Consider the following 17,866-nt stretch of genomic DNA (forward strand, 5'->3'; position numbering starts at 1 on the left):
CCGGGCAGGCGTCGTCGCGCGGAAGGCGGACGCAGACTCGGTCAGGGGTACGGCAGGGGGGTGAAGTCGTGTGCGGCGAGGAAGGCGGGGCGGCGGCCGGGGGTGGCGAAGGGCTTGGTGAGGGTGTTGTCGATGCTGTTGTAGACGATGAAGACGTTGCTTCTGGGGGAGGGGGTGATGTTGTCGCCGCTGCCATGCATGGTTTGCAGTCGAAGAGGACCGCGGAGCCGGCTCTGCCGGTGCACAGGTGGACGGCTCGCGGCTGTCGCAGAGGCGGGGCAGGGCTACTTCGGAGGGCGTTCCGGCTTCCTGCACCTGCCAGTGAGGTGCGGTAGTTGTCCTTCGGGGTGGCTCCCGCGCATGCCACGAACGTCTGGTCCGATCCGGGGACGAGCATCAGCGAGCCGTTGTTCGCGTCGTTGTCGGTGAGCGCGACCGAGAAGGACACGGTGCGCATGGGGGGCAGGCCGTCCTCTGCGTGCCAGGTCTCGAAGTCGGAGTGCCAGTAGAAGCCGCCGGCGCCGAAGCCCCGTTTGATGTTGATGCGCGACTGGTGGACGTAGACGTCTGTACCGAGGATCTGCCGGGCCCGTCCCACCAGGCGGGGGTCGGCGGACCGGCCGCTGCGGTCCCGGCCCACACCACGGGGTCGGCCCGGGAGTGACCGTCTCGGCTCGACCGCGGGTCGGATACCTGTCAATTCCCGTGGCGGTCATCGCTCTGTCCACCTGTCCTGCCCTTCGACTCGGCGCCGTCACAGCGCTCCGCGATGGCACTTGTACCCGGCGCCCCGCTGCCGCTTGCCGGGCATCCGGGTGACGCTCCCGGCCCCTGGCTGCGGGCAGAGAGCGCCGGGCCCGGGGTCTCGGGCGGTGAGTGCCGGCCACACAGCGGTGTTCACACGGACGGGTGTTCCGGCCCCCGCTTGGTCAGTAGGAAGAGGCGGCGTCCGGGTCGACGCGGTGCGCCTCATTGCCGCTCAGCGGCGGCACGAAGACACACACGAGCCTGAGGTCCTCGTGGGGCGAGGCCACCAGGCAGTGCGCCTCGTGCTGGTCCAGGCAGTACAGGCGGCCGGGCAGAAGGGGGTGGGCGGGGCCGGCCGCGCACGGGGTTGGCGGCCGGCCCCGCTGGGAGGGCCGCCGCGCGGGGGCCATGGTCGACAACGGCCGGGAGTCATCCGGCCGTGCGGGGTTGAACTTTAAGGCATGGCCGGCAGGGATGGGTCCGCCCGGTCGCCACGTCGCGGCCGATGGAGTTGAACGCACGAATATGAATGGACGTAGATCGCTGAGAGCGGGCCGGGCTGGTGCGCTACCGGCTCACGTGTGGATGCGGCTGTTGGTGCCGTCGTGGTGGTCGGCGTGTTCGTCGTCGAACCAGTAGTCGCCGGCCGCGAGGTAGCGGAAGGAGTGGCTGGTGTGCGCGGGCAGGGACACCCGTACCGCGCGGGTGCCGTCACCCCTGGACTCCATGGGGTGGGCGGCGGGGTTCCAGTGGTTGAAGTCCCCGACCACGCTGACCGGTCCCTCCGGGGAGTCCTCAGGCAGGACGAAGGTGACCTGGGTCCGGTCCTTGAGGTGCTTGCGTTCCAGCACAGTGTTCTCCTGCCGTGAAGAGGGTGGGCCCGTGCATCCTTGCCCGCGCGCGGGGCGGCCGTGGTGGTACGGGGCGGCGTGCCGTGCGTGGCTCACCCGACCGGAACCGTCCACGGGGCGAGAAGAAAGGTGCTCCCGGGCACGTCGCGGGCCGAAGTCGGGCGGTTGCGCGTGCCGGTACGCGTTGGCGGGGCCCGGCCGGGGCTTCGCCGACCGGCCGGGCCCCGCGTACGTGGACCACTCGTTCCCCTGCCACCGTGCCACGCACGGGCCGGGGCTGCCCGCGGTGGGGCGCGCCGTGTAGACCGGTCGGGGGATGCCCGGTTGTTCGCGTTGTGGTGTCCGTCAGGTCCGTTGCGGCTCGAGGGGGCCGGCGCGGGCCGGGGCAGGGAGGGGTCTCGGCGAGGAGGGCGAGCAGGCCCGCGCTGTCGTGGCCCGCCTCAGCCGGGTGGCGGAACTTGGCTCCGGGGCTGGCGGTAGTGGTTGCGGCGGCCTTCGCGTACCGGGTGAGGTACCCCTCGTGCTCCAGGTCCGCGACGATCGACTGGATGCTCCGCTCGGTCAGCACGCAGGTCTCGGCGACTTCCCGCAGGCGGACCCCGGGTCCTGCGCGAGGGCCGGCAGGACGCGGGCGTGACTGGTCAGGAACGTCTACGGGGTTCTGCGAAGTCCTTGATCGCCCGGGTCTCCCACCGTGGCACCCTCCTCCTGGACCTGAGCCGGGTCACCTTCTGCAACTGCGCCGGCCTCAACGCCGTCCTGACCGGCCGCCTCGCCACCCTGCGAGACGGCCGTGCCTTGCACGTCACTGCCGCCAGCCGCCGCGTCGAGCGGCTCCTCGATCTCACCGCCACGCGCTTCCTGCTCACCTGACCGTGCCCGCCGGAAGCAAGTGATCTCCATGGCCGCGTACACCCGGCTCGCCGGCGGTCCCGAGGGCAGCCTGTCATGCCCCCGACATGCCCATGCCGCCCGAGCAGACGCTCGCCTGGGCGGTGGGCATGCTGACGGCGACGACCCCGGCCCCGCGCCGCGAGGCCTCCTGCGGCGCACCTGTCCCGGCCGCCGCCTAGCGCTCTGCGCCAGGCCGTTTCCGCCGCCCGCAACGCGCCCCAGGCGCGGCCGCACCCGATCGTGAGAGGTGGTGGAGATGACCGGCAAGAAGCAGGATCAGCGCCCGGCGCTGCTCCCTGATCAGGGCGCGGAGGTGGACGAACACGGCCGCCGGTCAGGGGTCCCGTCCCGGACCGGCCCGGGCAGCGGGCCGCCCGCCGACCCGGACCGCGTGGACCGTGCCCGCAAGGAGGACAAGGGCCGGAAGGCGGGTGCGGGGCTGTCGGTGGACATGGGGGAGGGCCCGCCCAAGCCGTCTGAATGAGGTGGCCCGGGATGGGAAGGCGCAGGACAGGCCTGGTGGCACAGCCGCCGTGCAGAGACCGCAGCGCGAGCTGAGGAGGGTTGTCATGCCTCGTGGTTCCAGCCCCAAGCGGGAACGTCAGTACGAGCACATCAAGGAGAGTGCCGAGCAGCGCGGCGAGAGTACGAAGCGCGCCAAGGAGATCGCGGCCCGCACCGTGAACAAGGAACGTGCCCGCTCCGGCGAGTCGAAGACCGCGAGCCGGTCCTCGATCCAGGACATGTCGTCCTCCAGGCGCGGCGGTCAGCGCTCCCACAGCGGTGCGCAGGGCCCCACGAAGGAGCAGCTGTACAACGAGGCGAAGCAGAAGGGCCTCGAGGGCCGTTCGAAGATGGACAAGGCAGAGCTGAAGCGCGCTCTCGGCCACTGAATCGGCCGGGCGGGCGTGAGGAAAGGAGACTGCTGTGACCGAGTTCGACATCTGGGTATACCGTCCGGGCACGGGCTACCAGCCCGGCACTGACATCGTCGGCTACAAGGTCGAGGCCACGGACGGCAGCATCGGCAAGATCAGCAAGCATTCCGAAGAGGTCGGCGCCTCCCACATTGTCGTGGACACCGGGGTGTGGATCTTCGGCAAGCACGTGCTGCTGCCCGCCGGGACGATCAAGATGATCGACGTGGCGGAGGAGACGGTCTACGTCGACCGGACCAAGGACCAGATCAAGGACGCTCCCGAGTTCGACGAGTCCAAGTACAGCGGTGAGCCGTCCTACCTGGAGCAGTTCGCCCACTACTACAACCAGCCGCACATGTAGCGTGGGCCTCCGCGCCGCGGGGCCCGGCCGTTCGGCGGGCCCCGCGGCTCTGTCGCCCGGGGCGCCGACAGCGCTCAGCAGCGGGGGCGTCCACCTCGTCACCCGCATGACGTACTCGGGGCCTCGGCCCCCGAGCGCCTGCCGTCATCCGGATAGATGATCGACACAGGTCGCGGTCGGTACCCGGCGGCCGCCGTCGGCGCCGTGAAGAGGTGACACAGCCGTGTCGGACAGGACAGGCAGACGGGGCGCGGACGGCCCGGCAGGGGATGGCATGGGAAAGCGTCCTGCCCGGCGGCACAGGCGCCGGCTGCTGCGCTGGATCGGTCTCGGCATGGCACTGCTGTTGCTGGTCGGATCCGGGGCGGGCTGGTGGATCTACCGCAAGCTCGACGGCAACATCACAGCCGACGTTCCCGCGGCCTCCGAGCTGGGACGGCACGAGGCGGAGCGCCCGGCACCGGTCGTGCGCACGGCGCTGAACATCCTGCTCATCGGATCGGACTCGCGCGCGGGCCCGGGTAACGGCAGGTACGGACGGCGTCGGGAAACGGGGCGTTCGGACACCGCGATCCTGCTGCACGTGGCGGCGGACCGGAAGAGTGCGACGGCCGTCTCACTCCCCAGGGATCTGATGGTCGAGATCCCCTCCTGCCTGACGACTGACGGAAGCCGCACCGAGGCGCAGTTCGCGCAGTTCAACTGGGCCTTCCAGTTCGGGGGCGCGGCCTGCTCGATCCGTACCGTCGAGAAGATGACCGGGATCCGGATCGACCACCACGTGGTGGTGGACTTCCAGGGCTTCAAGAAGGTGGTCGACGCGGTCGGCGGGGTGGAGGTCTGCCTCGACGAGCCGGTGAACGATGCCAAGGCGAAGCTTCGGCTGCAGGCCGGACGCCAGACCCTCAGTGGTGAGCAGGCGCTCGGTTACGTGCGGGCCCGCTACAGCCTGGGCAATGGCAGCGATACCGAACGGATGACCCGCCAGCAGCAGTTCCTCGCCTCACTCGTGAAGAAGGTGCAGAGCAACAGGGTGCTGTTCAACCCCGCCCGCCTGTACGCGGTACTGGACGCGGCCACGTCCGCCGTGACGACCGACCCGCAGCTCGCTTCCCTGCGCAGCCTGTACGAACTGGTCTTCACCATGCGAGACATCCCCGTGGCCGGGGTACAGTTCCTGACCGTGCCCCGGCAGCCCTACCGCGCCGACCCGAACCGGGACGAACTGATCGGTGTGGATGCTGCCCGGCTGTTCCAGCGGCTGCGCACGGACGAGCCGGTGGACGTGGTCCAAGCCGAGGCGGACCACGGCAGGCCGTCCGCAGAGCCGACCGGGGACCCCACACCGGCCCCCGCTTTCACGGGCACCACCGCGGCTGCGCCGCCCTGCCGGTGAACGGCGGCGCCGGGCAGAGGCCGACGTGACCAGCGCGCCGGCGCGCCGGCTCGGCAAAGGGCCTCGTAGGCTGGCCGGATGCGTCACCACGACCTTGTCGTCATCGGTGCAGGATCCGGCAACGCCGTCGTCGACGACTCGTTCGGCGATCTGGACGTGGCCATCGTCGAGGAGCGCTGGTTCGGCGGAACCTGCCTGAACGCCGGATGCATCCCGAGCAAGATGCTCGCCTACACCGCGCACGTCGCCCGCACTGTCCGGGAAGCCAGGGTGTACGACGTGGACGCCGAGCTGCGAGCGGTGCGCTGGCGCGAGGCGCGCGACCGGATCTTCGCCCGGCTGGACGCCGAACGGGACGAGGGTCGTACGGGCCGTGAGCAGCAGGATTCGGTCACCGTGTACGAGGGCAGGGCACGCTTCACCGGACCGAGGACCCTCCGCATCGACCGGGCGGACGGGGCCGTCGACGTCAGCGCCGCGCAGATCGTCGTCGCGGCGGGCGGTCGGCCCGTGGTCCCCGGGCCCGTCACGGACGCGGGCCTGCCGTACGAGACGTCCGACACCATCATGCGCATCGACGCGCCGCCCCGGCACCTGGCGATCCTCGGCGGCGGTTACATCGCCGCGGAACTGGCCGATGTGTTCGCCGAGACGGGGAGTTCCGTCACCATCGTCGAGAAGGAAGAGCATCTGCTCGGCCCGCAGGACGAGACGGTCCGGGAGCGGTTCACCGAACTGGTCCGCTCCCGCTACGACCTCAGGCTCGGCCGGGAGGTCACGGCCGTGGGCGGCCGGCCGGGCGCGCTGCGGCTCGACCTGGACGACGGATCGACGGTCGAGGCGGACATGCTGCTCGTCGCCGTGGGCCGCGTCCCGAACAGCGACCGGCTGGACCTCGAAGCGGCCGGAATCGCCACCCACGACGACGGCCGAGTGATCGTCGACCGACATCAGCGCACCACAGCGGAAGGCGTCTTCGCGCTCGGGGACATCTGCTCGCCGGTACCCCTCAAACACGTGGCCAACCGCGAGGCGGAGGTCGTGGCCCACAATCTCCGACACCCGGACGACCTGATCGCGGCCGACCACGAACTGGTGCCGGCGGCGGTGTTCACCCGGCCGCAGATCGCCTCGGTCGGCGCCACCGAGCAGGACTGCCGCGACAGGGGGCTGGACTACCTGGTGGGCACGGCCGGTTACGGCGATGTCGCCTACGGATGGGCGATGGAGGACACCACCGGATTCTGCAAGGTACTCGCCGAGCCCGGCACCGGCCGTCTCCTCGGCGCCCACCTCATGGGCCCGCAGGCCCCCACCCTCATCCAGCCCCTCGTCCTGGCGGCGACCCTCGGCATCGACGCCACGACCCTCGCCAGGTCCCCGTACTGGATCCACCCCGCGCTCACGGAGGTCGTGGAGAACGCCCTCCTCGACCTCGGTCTGTGAGCCCCGCCGACGAGCGACGTCAGGGCCGGCCGGCTCAGTGTGCCCGGCCCGGCCGGGGTCGAGCAGCGCCGGTGGGTCACCGATCACCGCCCGGGCAGCCGCCTGAGGGCCACTGGACCATTCGGAAAACGAGGAGGCGCCGTGACGGAGCTGGACCCCTTCACCGACGGGCTCGACGGCCCGATGTACGTGGTCACGGCCGCGTCCGGCGGCGAGCGGGCCGGCTGCCTGGTGGGTTTCGCCTCGCAGTGCTCCATCGACCCGCCGAGGTTCGCCGTCTGGCTGTCGGTCGCCAACCACACCTACCGCGTCGCGTGTGAGGCCGAGTACCTCACCGTGCACCTGCTCCACCGGGACGAGCGGGCGCTGGCCGAACTCTTCGGAGGGGAGACGGGCGACCGGGTGGACAAGTTCGCGCGGGTCGCCTGGCGGCCGGGAGAAGCAGGCACTCCGGTCCTGGAGCAGGTGCCCGTCTGGTTCACCGGCCGGATCGAAGGGAGGATCGAGGGCGGTGACCACGTGGGCCTTCTCCTGGCTCCCGTGGCAGTGTGCCCGCCGACCGAGGGCTCGCCGCCCGCACTGCTCCGGTGCCGGGAGCTGCGCGACTTGGAGCCCGGCCACCCCGCCTGAGGCCAAGAGCCGCGGCTCTCCTCGCTTGCACGGGCCGGGCGCGTTTCAACGGAACCGAAGCGGTAAGGCGCCGGTCATGGTGCGAATCGGGTACACGATGATGACCGGGCAGGCCGGGCCCCGGGAGCTGGTCGGCCACGTGGTGGGCGCGGAGCGGGCAGGATTCGACTTCTCCGTCATCTCGGTCCCTTCCTTTCCCTGGCTGGAGGCCCAAGGGCACGCGCCCTACGCGTGGAGCGTGCTGGGCGCCGCCGCGCAGGCCACCTCCCGGATTGCGCTCATGACGTACGTGACCTGCCCGACGTTCCGCTACCACCCTGCCGTGATCGCTCAGAAGGCGGCCACGATGCAACCCCTGTCCCAGGGGCGCTTCCGGCTGGGGCTGGGCTCGGGAGAGAACCTCAACGAGCACATCGTCGGCGCGGGCTGGCCCGCCGCCCATGTCCGCCTGGACATGCTCGAGGAAGCCGTGGGGATCATCCGCTCCTTGTTCACCGGCGGGTACGTCAGCCACCATGGCACCCACTTCGACGTCGAGAACGCCAGACTCTGGGACCGCCCCGACGACCCCGACCGCGACGCGGCGGTGGCCCGAGCGCACAACCAGTTCCGCTGGGCGCTCGGCGGCTGGAAGGTCAACGAGGAACTCCCCGGCCCCGCCGGCTTCGCACAGGCCTCGCAGCACACCAGGCCCGAGGACGTCGCGGATTCCATACCCTGCGGCGGCGAAGTGGACGCCTTCGTCGATGCAGTACGCCCCTACGTCGACGCAGGATTCACCGAGATCGCCCTGATCCAGATCGGCGGCGACCAGCAGGAGTCCTTCCTGGACTGGTCCGAGACGGAGCTGCTGCCGGCTCTGGGGGAGCTGTGACAACGGCCCCCTCCGTGAACGAGGCCGGGTTCGGGCACGAGCTCGGTTGCTGAGCTTGCGGGAGGCGGACATGAACCGCGCTGCGTTGTTCGATGTCGACGGCACCCTCGCCGATACCAATCACCTGCACGTGGTCTGCTGGTGGGAGGCCTTGCGGCAGGCGGGCCACGACGTTGCGATGCACGACATCCACCGCTCGATCGGACTGCCCGGTGAGGACCTCCTCGGGTATCTGCTGGGCGAGGACCGGGATACGAGCGAGGACGACATGCTCAGCGCCGCGCACAGCACCCTCTACGGCACGTACTTCGACCGGCTGCCCCCGTTGGACGCGGCGGCGGATCTCCTGCGCGAGCTGGACCGACGGGGTTGGCGGGTCGTGCTCGTGACCTCCGCACAGGACGCCGAGCTCGACGCACTCAGACGGGCCGTCGACGCAGACGACGCGATCACCGCGACGGCGAGCTCCGACGACGTGAGCGAGGGCAAGCCCGCACCGGATCCGGTGCACCACGCCCTCGGCCTCGCCGACGCGCCCGCGCACGGCGCCGTACTCGTCGGCGACACCGTCTGGGACATGCAGGCAGGTTCCCGGGCCGGCGTCGCGTGCGTGGGCCTGCTCTGCGGCGGTATCCCGCGGCGTGACCTCGAAGAGGCTGGAGCTCGAGCCGTCTACCGGCACCCCGCCGACCTGCTCGCGCACATCGACAACAGCCCGTTCGCGGACGGGCACAGATCACCGAACCACACCGCTTGAGCGATGACCTGCCGGGTAGGCGCAGTGCGTACGATAACGACCCGCACCGCGAGGTGAGCCACATGGAACGATCGACCGAGCCGGAGCCCGAGGGCCCCGGGCCCACTCCGGATGGACCGGATCCGGTTCCCCGCGACCCGCACCCCGCCGGCCCCGGAGACAAGCCGCCCCCGGCCGACGCCCCTGAGCAGCCTTCCACCACAGAACGGCCGACGCCGCCGGAACCTCCCGACTGAGCCCGTATGCGGTCCTGACCGAGGAAATGAAACCGGGGCGCATCTCCCTTCGCGGCGGGCAGGGTCTGGGACGGCGGCGCTGCTGGTGACCCCCTCGTACGCTGCGGCGGCAGAGCCGTTCCCGAACAAGGCGCCGATCAGTGACACCGGTGCGATCACGGTGATCAAGGAGGACCGGGACACGGGCAATCCGCTGGCCGGTGCCGTCTTCCAGCTGTGGGAGGAGACCAACGGCATCCCGGGGCTCCAGACCGGCGGTGCCGACCCGGACGGCGAAATCGACGGCCCCTGCACCACCGGGGCCAACAGTGTGTGGCGGCAGAGCTCGGGAGCGCCCGCGACCTGCGCGCCCTCCCCGACGGGCCGTGCCCACGCTGTCGGCAGACGTGTTGCCGGTGCGGCCACAGGGCCAGTCCGATGGTGGGGGCGCTGCGCCGTCCTGCCCTCCGTCCCGGGGGGTGCGGCCGAGGGTTCCTCAGCGGCCACCGTCCGCGGGGTTTGCCCGGCGCAGCAGCTCGTCGTGGAGCAATCGGCCGGTGAGCGCGCCGCCGAACACGACGACGCCGATGGCGACGAGCCAGGACTGGATGACGAGGACGGTTCCGAAGGGCCCGTACGTGACGGCGCTGGAGGCGATCAGTGGCGAGAAGACGAGCCGGGAGAAGATCCGGAGCCCGAGCAGCCCGATCATGGTGGCTGCCGCCCCTGGGAACAGGGCAGTCCAAGGGATCCGGCCGGCGAGCAGCAGTCGCTGGGACCACCAGAAGAACAGCGTGCCGATTCCGAACGTCACGTAGCCGCGGGCCGGGGAGTCGCGCCACGGCGGGGAGAACGCCGACAGGTACAGGAAGCCGATGAGTACGGCGAGCCACAGCACGTGCCGCCATCTGGCCCACCAGCGGGCTGGGGGAAGGTCCCAGATCCGTTCGTAGCCGTTCTGCAGCAGCGTGCCGAACGACAGGCCGAACACGGCGAGCAGCGCGAGGCCGAATGCCGTCGTGGTCCGCCACGCTTGTCCGGGCAGGGCGAAGAGCCGCTCGATCTCGACCCGGGCGGTCGCCGACACGCCGAGTCCGTCCCCGAGCCATTGGGCGAACCCCCGCCCGCGGGCGGCGTCCGCCGCGGTGATGACGATCAGCAGCGGTACCAGCGTCAGGAACCCGAGCGCGGCGAACCCCAGGGCGCGTTGCCACAGGTCCACTTCCCGCACGCGCCCCCAGCGGCGCCCGGCCCGGGCACGGCGGATCGCGCTGCCCAGCCGCCCGAAGGGCGACATCCGTCCGGGCGGCTCAGATGCGGGCATCGCGACAGGGCCCCCGCGGGCGCCGACGCCCCGGTCGGCACTGCAGGGTTCTCGTTGCCGGGCGTGGCGATCCGGATGCGGGGTCCGGGAGTGACGTGACGAGCATGGCCGCTCCAGCTGCTGCTGTTCCCACGGTAGGACGCCCCGGGCGGGGCTCCACCGTTTGGGGCGATCTGGTCCGGGCTCAGGAGAGGGAGTCGGTCGTGATGCGCGCGCAGTGGGTGACCACGGCGGCGAGGCTGCCCTGTGTGCGCAACAACTCGCGCTGGATGCGAGCCCCGTTGCCCCGCTCCAGCAGACCGGCGATCCCTTCTCGAACCCGTTCGTCGTCGCCGTGCTCGACCAGGGCCTCCTGGACATGGGCGTGCAGCGCCCGCACGGCTTCCGCTGCCGGTGTCTCCTTCATGGTTTCGGGGTGGAGGAGAGGTCCGTCCAGACCTGACCGGCCGGCCCGCCATGCCGCCAACCTGAGGAGGTTCGTGCCGATGCGGGCGGGCGGCTCCCCGTCGCGCCAGGACCGGGCAGCGGTCTCGACGAGGGCGCGGACCACGGCGGCGAGGAGCACGGGTGTCGATGCCTCGAGGCATACGTCCGCCACTCTGATCTCCACGGTGGGGTAGGAGGCCGACAGCCGGGCGTCGAAGTAGATCATTCCCTCGTCGTGCAGCACCCCGGTGTCGATCATGGCGCGGACGTGCTCGTGGTAGCGGTCGGCGGACCCGAAGACATCCGTGGGGCCGGCCGAGGGGAGGCGGTTCCACACCCGGCTTCGGTAACTCGCGTAGTTGCTGTCCTCTCCCTGCCAGAAAGGGGAGTTCGCGCTCATCGCGGTCAGCACGGGCAGCCAGGGCCGGATCCTGTCCAGTACCGCGACGCCTTCCTCGTCCGACACGACCGATACGTGGACGTGGCAGCCGCAGGTCAGCTGTTCCTGCGCGGTCAGGCCGAGCTGCCGCCCCAGCCACTGGTACCGCTTCCCTGCATTCAACGAGGGCCGGGCGGGCAGGGGCGAGGTGGCGATGGCCGCCACGAGCGCGCCGGCGGATGCGGCGTGCCGGCGTGCCTCGTGGCGGCATCGGGTGATCTCATCCTGGAGTTCACCCATGTCTGTCACCGGCTTGGTGGCGAACTCCACCTGCTCCTTTTGCAGTTCTTTCTCGAAGGGGTGCCCTGGCGCGCCGCCACCCTGTGGCTGCTGCCCGACTGACCGGTCTGCGGCCGCCAGCACGGCACCGGACACGGCCAGGGGCTCACCGCTGCGGGCGTCCACCAGCAACAGCTCTTCTTCCACACCCACGCTTCGCATCCGCCGCAGTCCATCGCTTCCACGTTCAGGTATCGGTCTGGGCGCGCCTGCTGTCCATGCCGGGGCCCGCGCCCGCCGTGAGCCCGGGACGGGAACACGACGGACACCTCGGCGGGTCAGCCCTTGAAGACGTCCTTGACCTTCTCCTTGGCCTGGCGGGCGTCGCCCTTCGCCTTCTCGGCGCGGCCCTCAGCGGTCAGGCTTTCGTTGCCCACCGCACGGCCGGCCGTCTCCTTGAGCCTGCCCTTGGCCTGCTCGGCCTTGGCCCGGCTCTTCTCCTTCTTCGACACAGCTGATCACTCCCTGGGGAGATGGGGGACAAACCGTACGTGCTGCTTCTGACCGCTATTCCGGTTGCCAAACCAGCGGGACGTCCGGGCCGAGGGGAGATGGACGGTGAGTCGTCGTCCGGACACGCAGGGCCTCGGCTAGGGTGCGCAGCCGCCTGGCCACCGGATACGTCCGGGCCCGGCCGGAGGACCCGCGGGCTCCGGGGTCCCGCGCTTACCCCGCACGAGGGCGGGTAGGCGCCCGCCGAAGACCCGTTCCAGCAGCGGGAGGACCGATGACCCGACGAGTGCACGAGGTGATGACCGACCATCCGGTGACGGTCGAGCCCCTGACCTCACTGGCGGAGGCCGCGCGGGTGATGCGGGACGCCGGCATCGGGGACGTCTTGGTGGTGGACCAGGGCCGGCTCCGCGGCATCCTCACGGACAGGGACCTCGTCGTCCGTGCGGTGGCGGAGGGCCGGGATCCCGCCGAAACGACCGTGCGGGCGATATGCAGCACCGATCCGCTCACGGTCAGGCCCGACGACCTCGTCGACCGCGCCGTGGACCTGATGCGTCGGCACGCGCTGCGGCGTCTCCCGGTGGAGACCGAGAACGGGGAACTCGTCGGCATCGTCACCCTGGGCGATCTGGAGGTCGAACGGGACCCGGGGTCGCCGCTCGCCTCCATCGCGGCGGCGGAAGGCAGCGCCGAGCGATAGGCATGGGCTGCCCGTGGAACGGTCATGACGGTTCCTCGGTGACCCGTGCCGCGGTGTCCCAGCCGGTCTCCGTGGGAACCCACCGGTCGACACCCACGGCGCCGTGATGCGGTCGGCAGCCGGCCGGGATTTGCTTCGCCACGGCCTGCGCCTGCCCCCTTCCGGTACGCACATGCCCGCGGAGGCGGGAGGCGTGGCCGGTCCGGTCAACGCGCCCGTCACGGCGCGCTCTTCCGTCGTTCGGCGTGCACGACCTGCCCGCCCGTGCCGCACCGGGCGCATGCCGGTACGAAGGGGCGGCGCGCCATGCTTACGACCAGTGGAACCGTGGGAATACCTTCCATGCGTGCGCCTGCGCGTTCTCCCGCCTTGGATTGAAGGGGTCTCGTATGCCTCCAGTGGGAAGTCAGCCCCCGCCCCCGTCCCCGCCCGCCGCAGCCGATTCCTCCGGCGGACCTCGTTTCGGTGCTCCGGCGATCGCACGGGCGGTAGGGATGCTGATGGCCGCGACGCCGTGCACGGCCCGTGACGCGCGGCGGATCCTCGAGGTCGCCGCCCATCTCGCGCACACCACTCCCGACGCACTGGCCGCCGCCATGGCGGCCGGGACCCGCGGCACACCCGTTCCCGTGCACATCGAGCGGGCGCTGCACCGTGCGATGGATGCGGGACGTAGCCCCGTACCGAGTGTGGGGCGGGGGAGCGTTCTCACTCCGGCCCGGGCCAGGACCGAGGAGGTCCTGACGCGGTTGCGCGGCTGCCAGGCCCGCCTCGCTGCTGCGCCCGAAGACCCGGTGGCCCTGCGGGCCATGGACGACGCCGGCTACACCCTGTGCGTCCTCATGGGCAGAGCCACCGTGCACGAAGCCGTCCTGGCAGCGGAGGCGCGCCTGTTCTCGTCGGCACCGTAGCGGCGGCCGGAGCGGCTCACCCCGCGTGGACGAGCCCTACCGGTGCCCGGCCGCCGGACGGAGGGGTCCACCGGACGCACGCACCGCGGCCGTCACCCCGAGTTCCGCCGCGAAGACCTCGGCCGCGCGACGTCGGCGCAGGTCGTCCAAGGTGCGGACCTGTGTGTCCGCGCGGGCGAGGAGGCGGTCGAGGTCGGGGGCGTCGAGGCGGTCGTCGGCCGCGGTGAGTTCGCGTAGTGCCCGCCAGCACGCGGCCTTGCCCTCGACGCCCAGGAGCATCATCTCGAGTTCGACGACATCGCTGAGCGGGGAGCGGCGCACGAGGCTCCCGTTCGGCTTGAGCCGCCCCGCTGACTCCCCGATCCTCCCCACGACCTCGCGTACGCGTCGTACGGGGACGTCGAGGTCGCGCATGACGCGGCGCAGGCTCTGCCGGTCCTCATCGATCTGCTCCGCCAGCTTCGCAAGCTCCGGGCCTCCGTCCGTGCGGCGGTGCCGCTTGGCGAGTCGCCGGGCGAGCCGTACGCCGGCACCCGAGCCGGTGAGGTGATCGTTCAGGTACACGGTGAGGAAGGACGGCCCCGGCGCTGCCGGGAACTTGATGTCGCGCATGGTGAAACCTCCGATCGGGGATATCCGGTGACTGCCAGGCGGGAGGCGGGTGAAGCCGGTGTCCTCGGCCGGGCGGGCTTGGTCCAGCAGCCGGCGCGGGGTGAATTCCTCGGAAGACAGGAAGTAGCCGAAGGACGTCATGGATCTCGCGCCTCCGTGGGGACGGGACGGACGGACCCCGGTCGGCGCGTGCCCTTGGCGCGGCGGGACAAACATCGCAGCGGTCCGGACCCGTGCCCCCTACGGACGCAGGATCAGCTCGAAGCCGCTGCGGGGCAGGGTCGGAATGCGCGACAGGGGGATCGCCAGGTCCTGCTCGGGGACGTCGAAGTCGAGGCGGGCCAGTTCCGTCGCGATGACCGCGAGGGCGGTCACGGTGATGTCCTCCCCGGGGCACCGGTGGCCGTGGGCGGGGTCGCCGCCGCCCTGGGCGACCAGGAGGTCGAGCGGGCTGTGCGGTCCGGTGAAGCGGTGCGGGTCGAACCGGTACGGGTTGGTCCACAGGGCGGGATCGTGGTTCTGGCCGTAGAGGTCGAGCAGGATCAGGGTGTCCTTCGCGATTTCCTCGCCCCGCCAGGTCAGGTCGCGGGCCGCGAGGCCTCCCACGAAGGGGGCGAACGGGTAGAAGCGCCGCACCTCGTGGGCGAACGCGACGGCGTAGCCGCCGTCGGTGCCGGAGCGCAGCAGTTCGCAGTGGTGGGGCCAGCGGTGCAGCGCGTGGGCGGCGAAGGTGACGAGCCAGGCGATCGCGATCGTGGGTCGGATGACGTTCAGCAGTTCGACGGCAGCGATCCGCGGGTCGAGGAGAGCGCCGTCGGCGTCACGGTGCCGGGCCACGGCGCCGAGAGCGGATCCCTCGGTTACCGCGTCGGCCCGCGTTGCGCGGACGTCGGAGACCAGTTTCGCGAGGGCCTGCTCCTGCCGGGCCCGGGCCCGGTGGGCGCGGACGTGGCGAGGGCCGGGGGACGCGAAGCCGTCCACCATGGCCGTGCAGTCACGGGACAGGTCCGCAACCGCTGTGTCGGCCAGCGGCAGGCCCGCCCAGTCGCACACGGCCAGGGCGAGGGACTCGGCGGCGGTGTCGAAGAGGACTTGGCGCTCCCACGGCCGGCCGGTCACGGCCGCCAGGAAACGCCCCCGGACGAGCGCGCCCAGTGCTGCCACACCGTCCGCTTCCTTGAGGAGCGAGAGGAACATGGCCTTGCGGACCCGGTGTGCCCGGCCGTCGAGGGTATGGACGGCGCCGTGCCCGAACAGGGTGTCCAGAACGGGGTCCGGCAGGGCAGCGGCCCTTGCGACATGGTCCTCGTCGTAGAAGAAGGCGACCGCTTCCGGACCGCGCAGCGCGATCGTCGGCCGGCCCAGCAGGTGGGTTCTGACCGTGCCGTCTGCGGCGACCCGCATACGGTCGGGAAGCCACGCGTAGCCCTGCGTCATCAGGGCGAGCGTGCTGTCGTGCCAGGGGGCTACGGGATGTCTCAAAAGGGTCATGTCCTGCGCCTGCCCGATAGGGCGTGCCGCACACAACGACCAGCGGGGCCGTCGACTTCGGCCGGGTCGGACACCTTCGAAGTGTTCATCCCCGGTGCCGGTCGGTGAGGGCGGACGTGTCTCGGTCCCGAACCTTCGACGGGTTCGGGACCGAGACACGCTCTCTGCGGAGCGGTCAGGTCACTGCTTGAAGATGTCCTTCATCTTCTCCTTGGCCTGGCGGGCATCGCCCTTCGCCCCTTCGGCGCGGCCTTCGGCGGTCAGCCGCTCGTTGCCCACCAGGCGGCCGGTCGTTTCCTTGAGCTTGCCCTTTGCCTGCTCGGCCTTGGCCTGGCCCTTTTCGTCCTGCGACACAGCTGATCACTCCCTGGGGGTCGGGAACTGCCTTGCTCTCCGCGTCTGACCGCGTTCGTGGCCGCCAAACGTCGGCATCAGGTCACGCGGGCGGGACGCCGAACGGCATGCCGGAGAGGTAGTGCGTGCCCACGGCCTCGCGATGGTCCGCGTTCCCGAGGTGCCGGTCACGACGGAACTCCGGGGCGGCCTCGATCTGTTCCTTCGTACGGTCCACGTAGACCTTCTCCGCTGCATGGTCGATGCGGGTCACCAGGCCGGCCGGCAGCAGTACGTCCTTGCCGAGGAGCCACATGCCGGCGTGGACGACCAGATAGGCGTCGGTGACCTCGTCGGAGTGCTTGTCGACCTTGCCGATGCTGCCGTCGAGCGCCTCGACCGCGTAGCCGGTGAGGTCGGCCGCGAGGTAGTCGACGCCGACGCGGTAGGCCCAGACGTTCTCCGTCATGCGAAACAACTCCTTCGATTCCTTCGATCGGAACTGTGGGCCCTCCGCCCCCGTGGTCCCGGGTGCGGAGGGATCTGCGTCGACGGTGCGCCTGCCCGCAGACCCGCGCTTCCACGCCCCTGTGTGCGGGACCGTCGACCCACTCCGAGAAAGAAGTCCGCTCCGACCGTTTGGGCCGACGGAAACCGGCCATAAGGCTGGTCACGGGAGTCTGCGACGGTGAGCGGCGCGGGTTCCCCAGCGGACCCGGGCCGCGTGGTGGCATCCCCCCGCCATCACGCGGCCGGGCTCCTGCGTGCCCTGGTCCCGTGCCACGGCTCTTCACGACCAGGCCTCTGCCTGTCGCCCCGCTCGGTCCCCCCTCAGTGCCCGGTGACCAGGCCGGCCCCCGCTCAGTGGCCGGCCCGGACGCCGTCGGTGGAGTCGTCGGAGTGGACAGTGTCCGATTCCCAGGGCGGCGGCCGTACGCCCGGCTCGGTCCAGGCCGCCAGGGCCTCGCCGTCGACACAGACGATGCCGCACGTGGCGGCGTACTCAAGGGCAGGCGCAGTGAAGTGGCCGGTGGTGACGATGATCGCGACGTCGGCGTCGTGGACGGCGAAGCACGTCCCGCCGAAACGCTGCAGGTCCTGCGAGCCGACCCGGTTGTCCTCGGCGTAGTGCTTGCACTGCACGATGACGCGCAGCCCGTCCGGGGTCGTGGCGATCACGTCGGCGCCCAGGTCGCCCGCGCCGCCCACCACTTCCACCGGGGTGCAGCCGTCGCGTACGCAGAGAGCGGCGATGGTGTGCTCGAAGCCGTCGGCATCGACCGCGGCATGGTCCAGCGCGTCAGCTCCCACATCCGGCAGATCCGTCGCAGGCCGCACGCCCGTCGCGGCGCGCACGCCCGGGTCGGGCGGTGCCGTGGGGCGAGGCCTGACGGGGGACACGCTCCATCCGGCGAACGCCACGCCGAGCAGCAGCACCACAGCGGCTGCCAGCGGCAGGACCGGCATCCGTGTCCCGGCCGCCGAGGTGGCTTTGACGAAGACGGCCAGTCCGCCCACGGCCGTACCGGCGAGCCCCACGGCGAGCACCAGATCTCGCCCGAGCGGCGCGCGGCGCCGCGGGACCCTGCTCCTGCTTTCCCTCGACGCCATGGGGTCAGCGCCTACGACCCCGGCCCCGTCCGCGGGCCGCCCACCCGTGGCCGGTGCCTGCGACGTGGAGCGCGAGCGCGGCGAGACCGATCAGCATGAAGTTGGTGGAGCTGAACGCTTCGTTCGTGTTGATGCTGGCGGCGTTGATCAGGAACGCGATGAAGAACAGCACTGCGGCGGTGATGCCCAGCAT

23 protein-coding genes and 1 pseudogene are annotated in these 17,866 nt (G+C 71.2%); 11 read left to right on the forward strand and 13 right to left on the reverse strand.

The window, feature by feature from the left end; genetic code table 11:
• Nucleotides 1–41: 41 nt before the first annotated feature.
• From OHT74_RS42305 to OHT74_RS39375, 4 genes and pseudogenes are all read right to left on the reverse strand, one after another.
• On the reverse strand, nt 42–200 hold the full coding sequence (locus OHT74_RS42305) for a hypothetical protein (RefSeq protein ID WP_331736505.1): 159 nt from the start codon (nt 198–200) through the stop codon (nt 42–44).
• Nucleotides 201–262: 62 nt separating this feature from the next.
• Nucleotides 263–640 (reverse strand): annotated as a pseudogene (locus OHT74_RS42310) (phytanoyl-CoA dioxygenase family protein); the annotation flags it as partial.
• 289 nt (nt 641–929) lie between these two features.
• Nucleotides 930–1,157: an ectoine synthase gene (locus OHT74_RS39370; protein WP_328623029.1), complete on the reverse strand. Its 228-nt coding sequence runs from the start codon at nt 1,155–1,157 to the stop codon at nt 930–932.
• A gap of 165 nt (nt 1,158–1,322) precedes the next feature.
• A complete protein-coding gene (locus tag OHT74_RS39375; RefSeq protein ID WP_328623030.1) occupies nt 1,323–1,598 on the reverse strand; it encodes an isoamylase early set domain-containing protein in 276 nt (91 codons plus the stop codon).
• 633 nt (nt 1,599–2,231) lie between these two features.
• Between OHT74_RS39375 and OHT74_RS39380 the strand changes: the two genes are divergently transcribed.
• The 9 genes from OHT74_RS39380 to OHT74_RS39420 all read left to right on the forward strand — a co-directional run bounded on the left by OHT74_RS39380 (nt 2,232) and on the right by OHT74_RS39420 (nt 8,876).
• Nucleotides 2,232–2,471: an STAS domain-containing protein gene (locus OHT74_RS39380; RefSeq protein ID WP_328623031.1), complete on the forward strand. Its 240-nt coding sequence runs from the start codon at nt 2,232–2,234 to the stop codon at nt 2,469–2,471.
• A 277-nt stretch (nt 2,472–2,748) separates the two neighbouring features.
• On the forward strand, nt 2,749–2,976 hold the full coding sequence (locus OHT74_RS39385; protein WP_328623032.1) for a hypothetical protein: 228 nt from the start codon (nt 2,749–2,751) through the stop codon (nt 2,974–2,976).
• 85 nt (nt 2,977–3,061) lie between these two features.
• A complete protein-coding gene (locus OHT74_RS39390) occupies nt 3,062–3,385 on the forward strand; it encodes a plasmid stabilization protein (RefSeq protein WP_328623033.1) in 324 nt (107 codons plus the stop codon).
• A gap of 34 nt (nt 3,386–3,419) precedes the next feature.
• Complete coding sequence (locus OHT74_RS39395) at nt 3,420–3,773, forward strand: PRC-barrel domain-containing protein (protein WP_266671811.1); 354 nt, start codon at nt 3,420–3,422, stop codon at nt 3,771–3,773.
• A gap of 274 nt (nt 3,774–4,047) precedes the next feature.
• The gene (locus OHT74_RS39400; protein WP_328623034.1) at nt 4,048–5,169 is read left to right on the forward strand and encodes an LCP family protein; all 1,122 of its coding nucleotides are present in this window, start codon (nt 4,048–4,050) and stop codon (nt 5,167–5,169) included.
• A gap of 78 nt (nt 5,170–5,247) precedes the next feature.
• Entirely contained in the window at nt 5,248–6,615 is a 1,368-nt protein-coding gene (locus OHT74_RS39405) for a mycothione reductase (protein ID WP_328623035.1), read from the forward strand.
• A 141-nt stretch (nt 6,616–6,756) separates the two neighbouring features.
• Nucleotides 6,757–7,245: a flavin reductase family protein gene (locus OHT74_RS39410; protein WP_328623036.1), complete on the forward strand. Its 489-nt coding sequence runs from the start codon at nt 6,757–6,759 to the stop codon at nt 7,243–7,245.
• A 76-nt stretch (nt 7,246–7,321) separates the two neighbouring features.
• Nucleotides 7,322–8,119: a TIGR03557 family F420-dependent LLM class oxidoreductase gene (locus tag OHT74_RS39415; RefSeq protein WP_328623037.1), complete on the forward strand. Its 798-nt coding sequence runs from the start codon at nt 7,322–7,324 to the stop codon at nt 8,117–8,119.
• A 70-nt stretch (nt 8,120–8,189) separates the two neighbouring features.
• A complete protein-coding gene (locus tag OHT74_RS39420; protein ID WP_328623038.1) occupies nt 8,190–8,876 on the forward strand; it encodes an HAD family hydrolase in 687 nt (228 codons plus the stop codon).
• 711 nt (nt 8,877–9,587) lie between these two features.
• On the opposite strand, the gene OHT74_RS39425 is transcribed toward OHT74_RS39420, so the two are convergent.
• The 3 genes from OHT74_RS39425 to OHT74_RS39435 all read right to left on the reverse strand — a co-directional run bounded on the left by OHT74_RS39425 (nt 9,588) and on the right by OHT74_RS39435 (nt 12,011).
• A complete protein-coding gene (locus OHT74_RS39425; protein WP_328623039.1) occupies nt 9,588–10,415 on the reverse strand; it encodes a ribonuclease BN in 828 nt (275 codons plus the stop codon).
• 184 nt (nt 10,416–10,599) lie between these two features.
• Entirely contained in the window at nt 10,600–11,721 is a 1,122-nt protein-coding gene (locus tag OHT74_RS39430) for a glutamate--cysteine ligase 2 (RefSeq protein WP_328623040.1), read from the reverse strand.
• A gap of 116 nt (nt 11,722–11,837) precedes the next feature.
• On the reverse strand, nt 11,838–12,011 hold the full coding sequence (locus OHT74_RS39435) for a CsbD family protein (protein WP_266671822.1): 174 nt from the start codon (nt 12,009–12,011) through the stop codon (nt 11,838–11,840).
• A gap of 275 nt (nt 12,012–12,286) precedes the next feature.
• On the opposite strand from OHT74_RS39435, the gene OHT74_RS39440 reads away from it, so the two are divergent.
• Entirely contained in the window at nt 12,287–12,715 is a 429-nt protein-coding gene (locus tag OHT74_RS39440) for a CBS domain-containing protein (RefSeq protein WP_266671824.1), read from the forward strand.
• A gap of 500 nt (nt 12,716–13,215) precedes the next feature.
• A complete protein-coding gene (locus OHT74_RS39445) occupies nt 13,216–13,626 on the forward strand; it encodes a DUF5133 domain-containing protein (protein WP_328623041.1) in 411 nt (136 codons plus the stop codon).
• A 36-nt stretch (nt 13,627–13,662) separates the two neighbouring features.
• On the opposite strand, the gene OHT74_RS39450 is transcribed toward OHT74_RS39445, so the two are convergent.
• From OHT74_RS39450 to OHT74_RS39475, 6 genes are all read right to left on the reverse strand, one after another.
• The gene (locus tag OHT74_RS39450) at nt 13,663–14,379 is read right to left on the reverse strand and encodes a hypothetical protein (protein ID WP_328623042.1); all 717 of its coding nucleotides are present in this window, start codon (nt 14,377–14,379) and stop codon (nt 13,663–13,665) included.
• Nucleotides 14,380–14,478: 99 nt separating this feature from the next.
• On the reverse strand, nt 14,479–15,729 hold the full coding sequence (locus OHT74_RS39455) for a cytochrome P450 (protein WP_328623043.1): 1,251 nt from the start codon (nt 15,727–15,729) through the stop codon (nt 14,479–14,481).
• 180 nt (nt 15,730–15,909) lie between these two features.
• Nucleotides 15,910–16,083 (reverse strand): CsbD family protein, encoded by a 174-nt coding sequence (locus OHT74_RS39460; protein WP_328623044.1) that lies wholly within the window; start codon nt 16,081–16,083, stop codon nt 15,910–15,912.
• 82 nt (nt 16,084–16,165) lie between these two features.
• Nucleotides 16,166–16,531: a PRC-barrel domain containing protein gene (locus tag OHT74_RS39465; RefSeq protein WP_328623045.1), complete on the reverse strand. Its 366-nt coding sequence runs from the start codon at nt 16,529–16,531 to the stop codon at nt 16,166–16,168.
• 392 nt (nt 16,532–16,923) lie between these two features.
• A complete protein-coding gene (locus OHT74_RS39470; protein WP_266671834.1) occupies nt 16,924–17,673 on the reverse strand; it encodes a restriction endonuclease in 750 nt (249 codons plus the stop codon).
• A 4-nt stretch (nt 17,674–17,677) separates the two neighbouring features.
• Entirely contained in the window at nt 17,678–17,866 is a 189-nt protein-coding gene (locus OHT74_RS39475; protein ID WP_266671836.1) for a hypothetical protein, read from the reverse strand.

The organism is Streptomyces sp. NBC_00354 (assembly GCF_036106915.1).
Classification (GTDB): Bacteria; Actinomycetota; Actinomycetes; order Streptomycetales; family Streptomycetaceae; genus Streptomyces.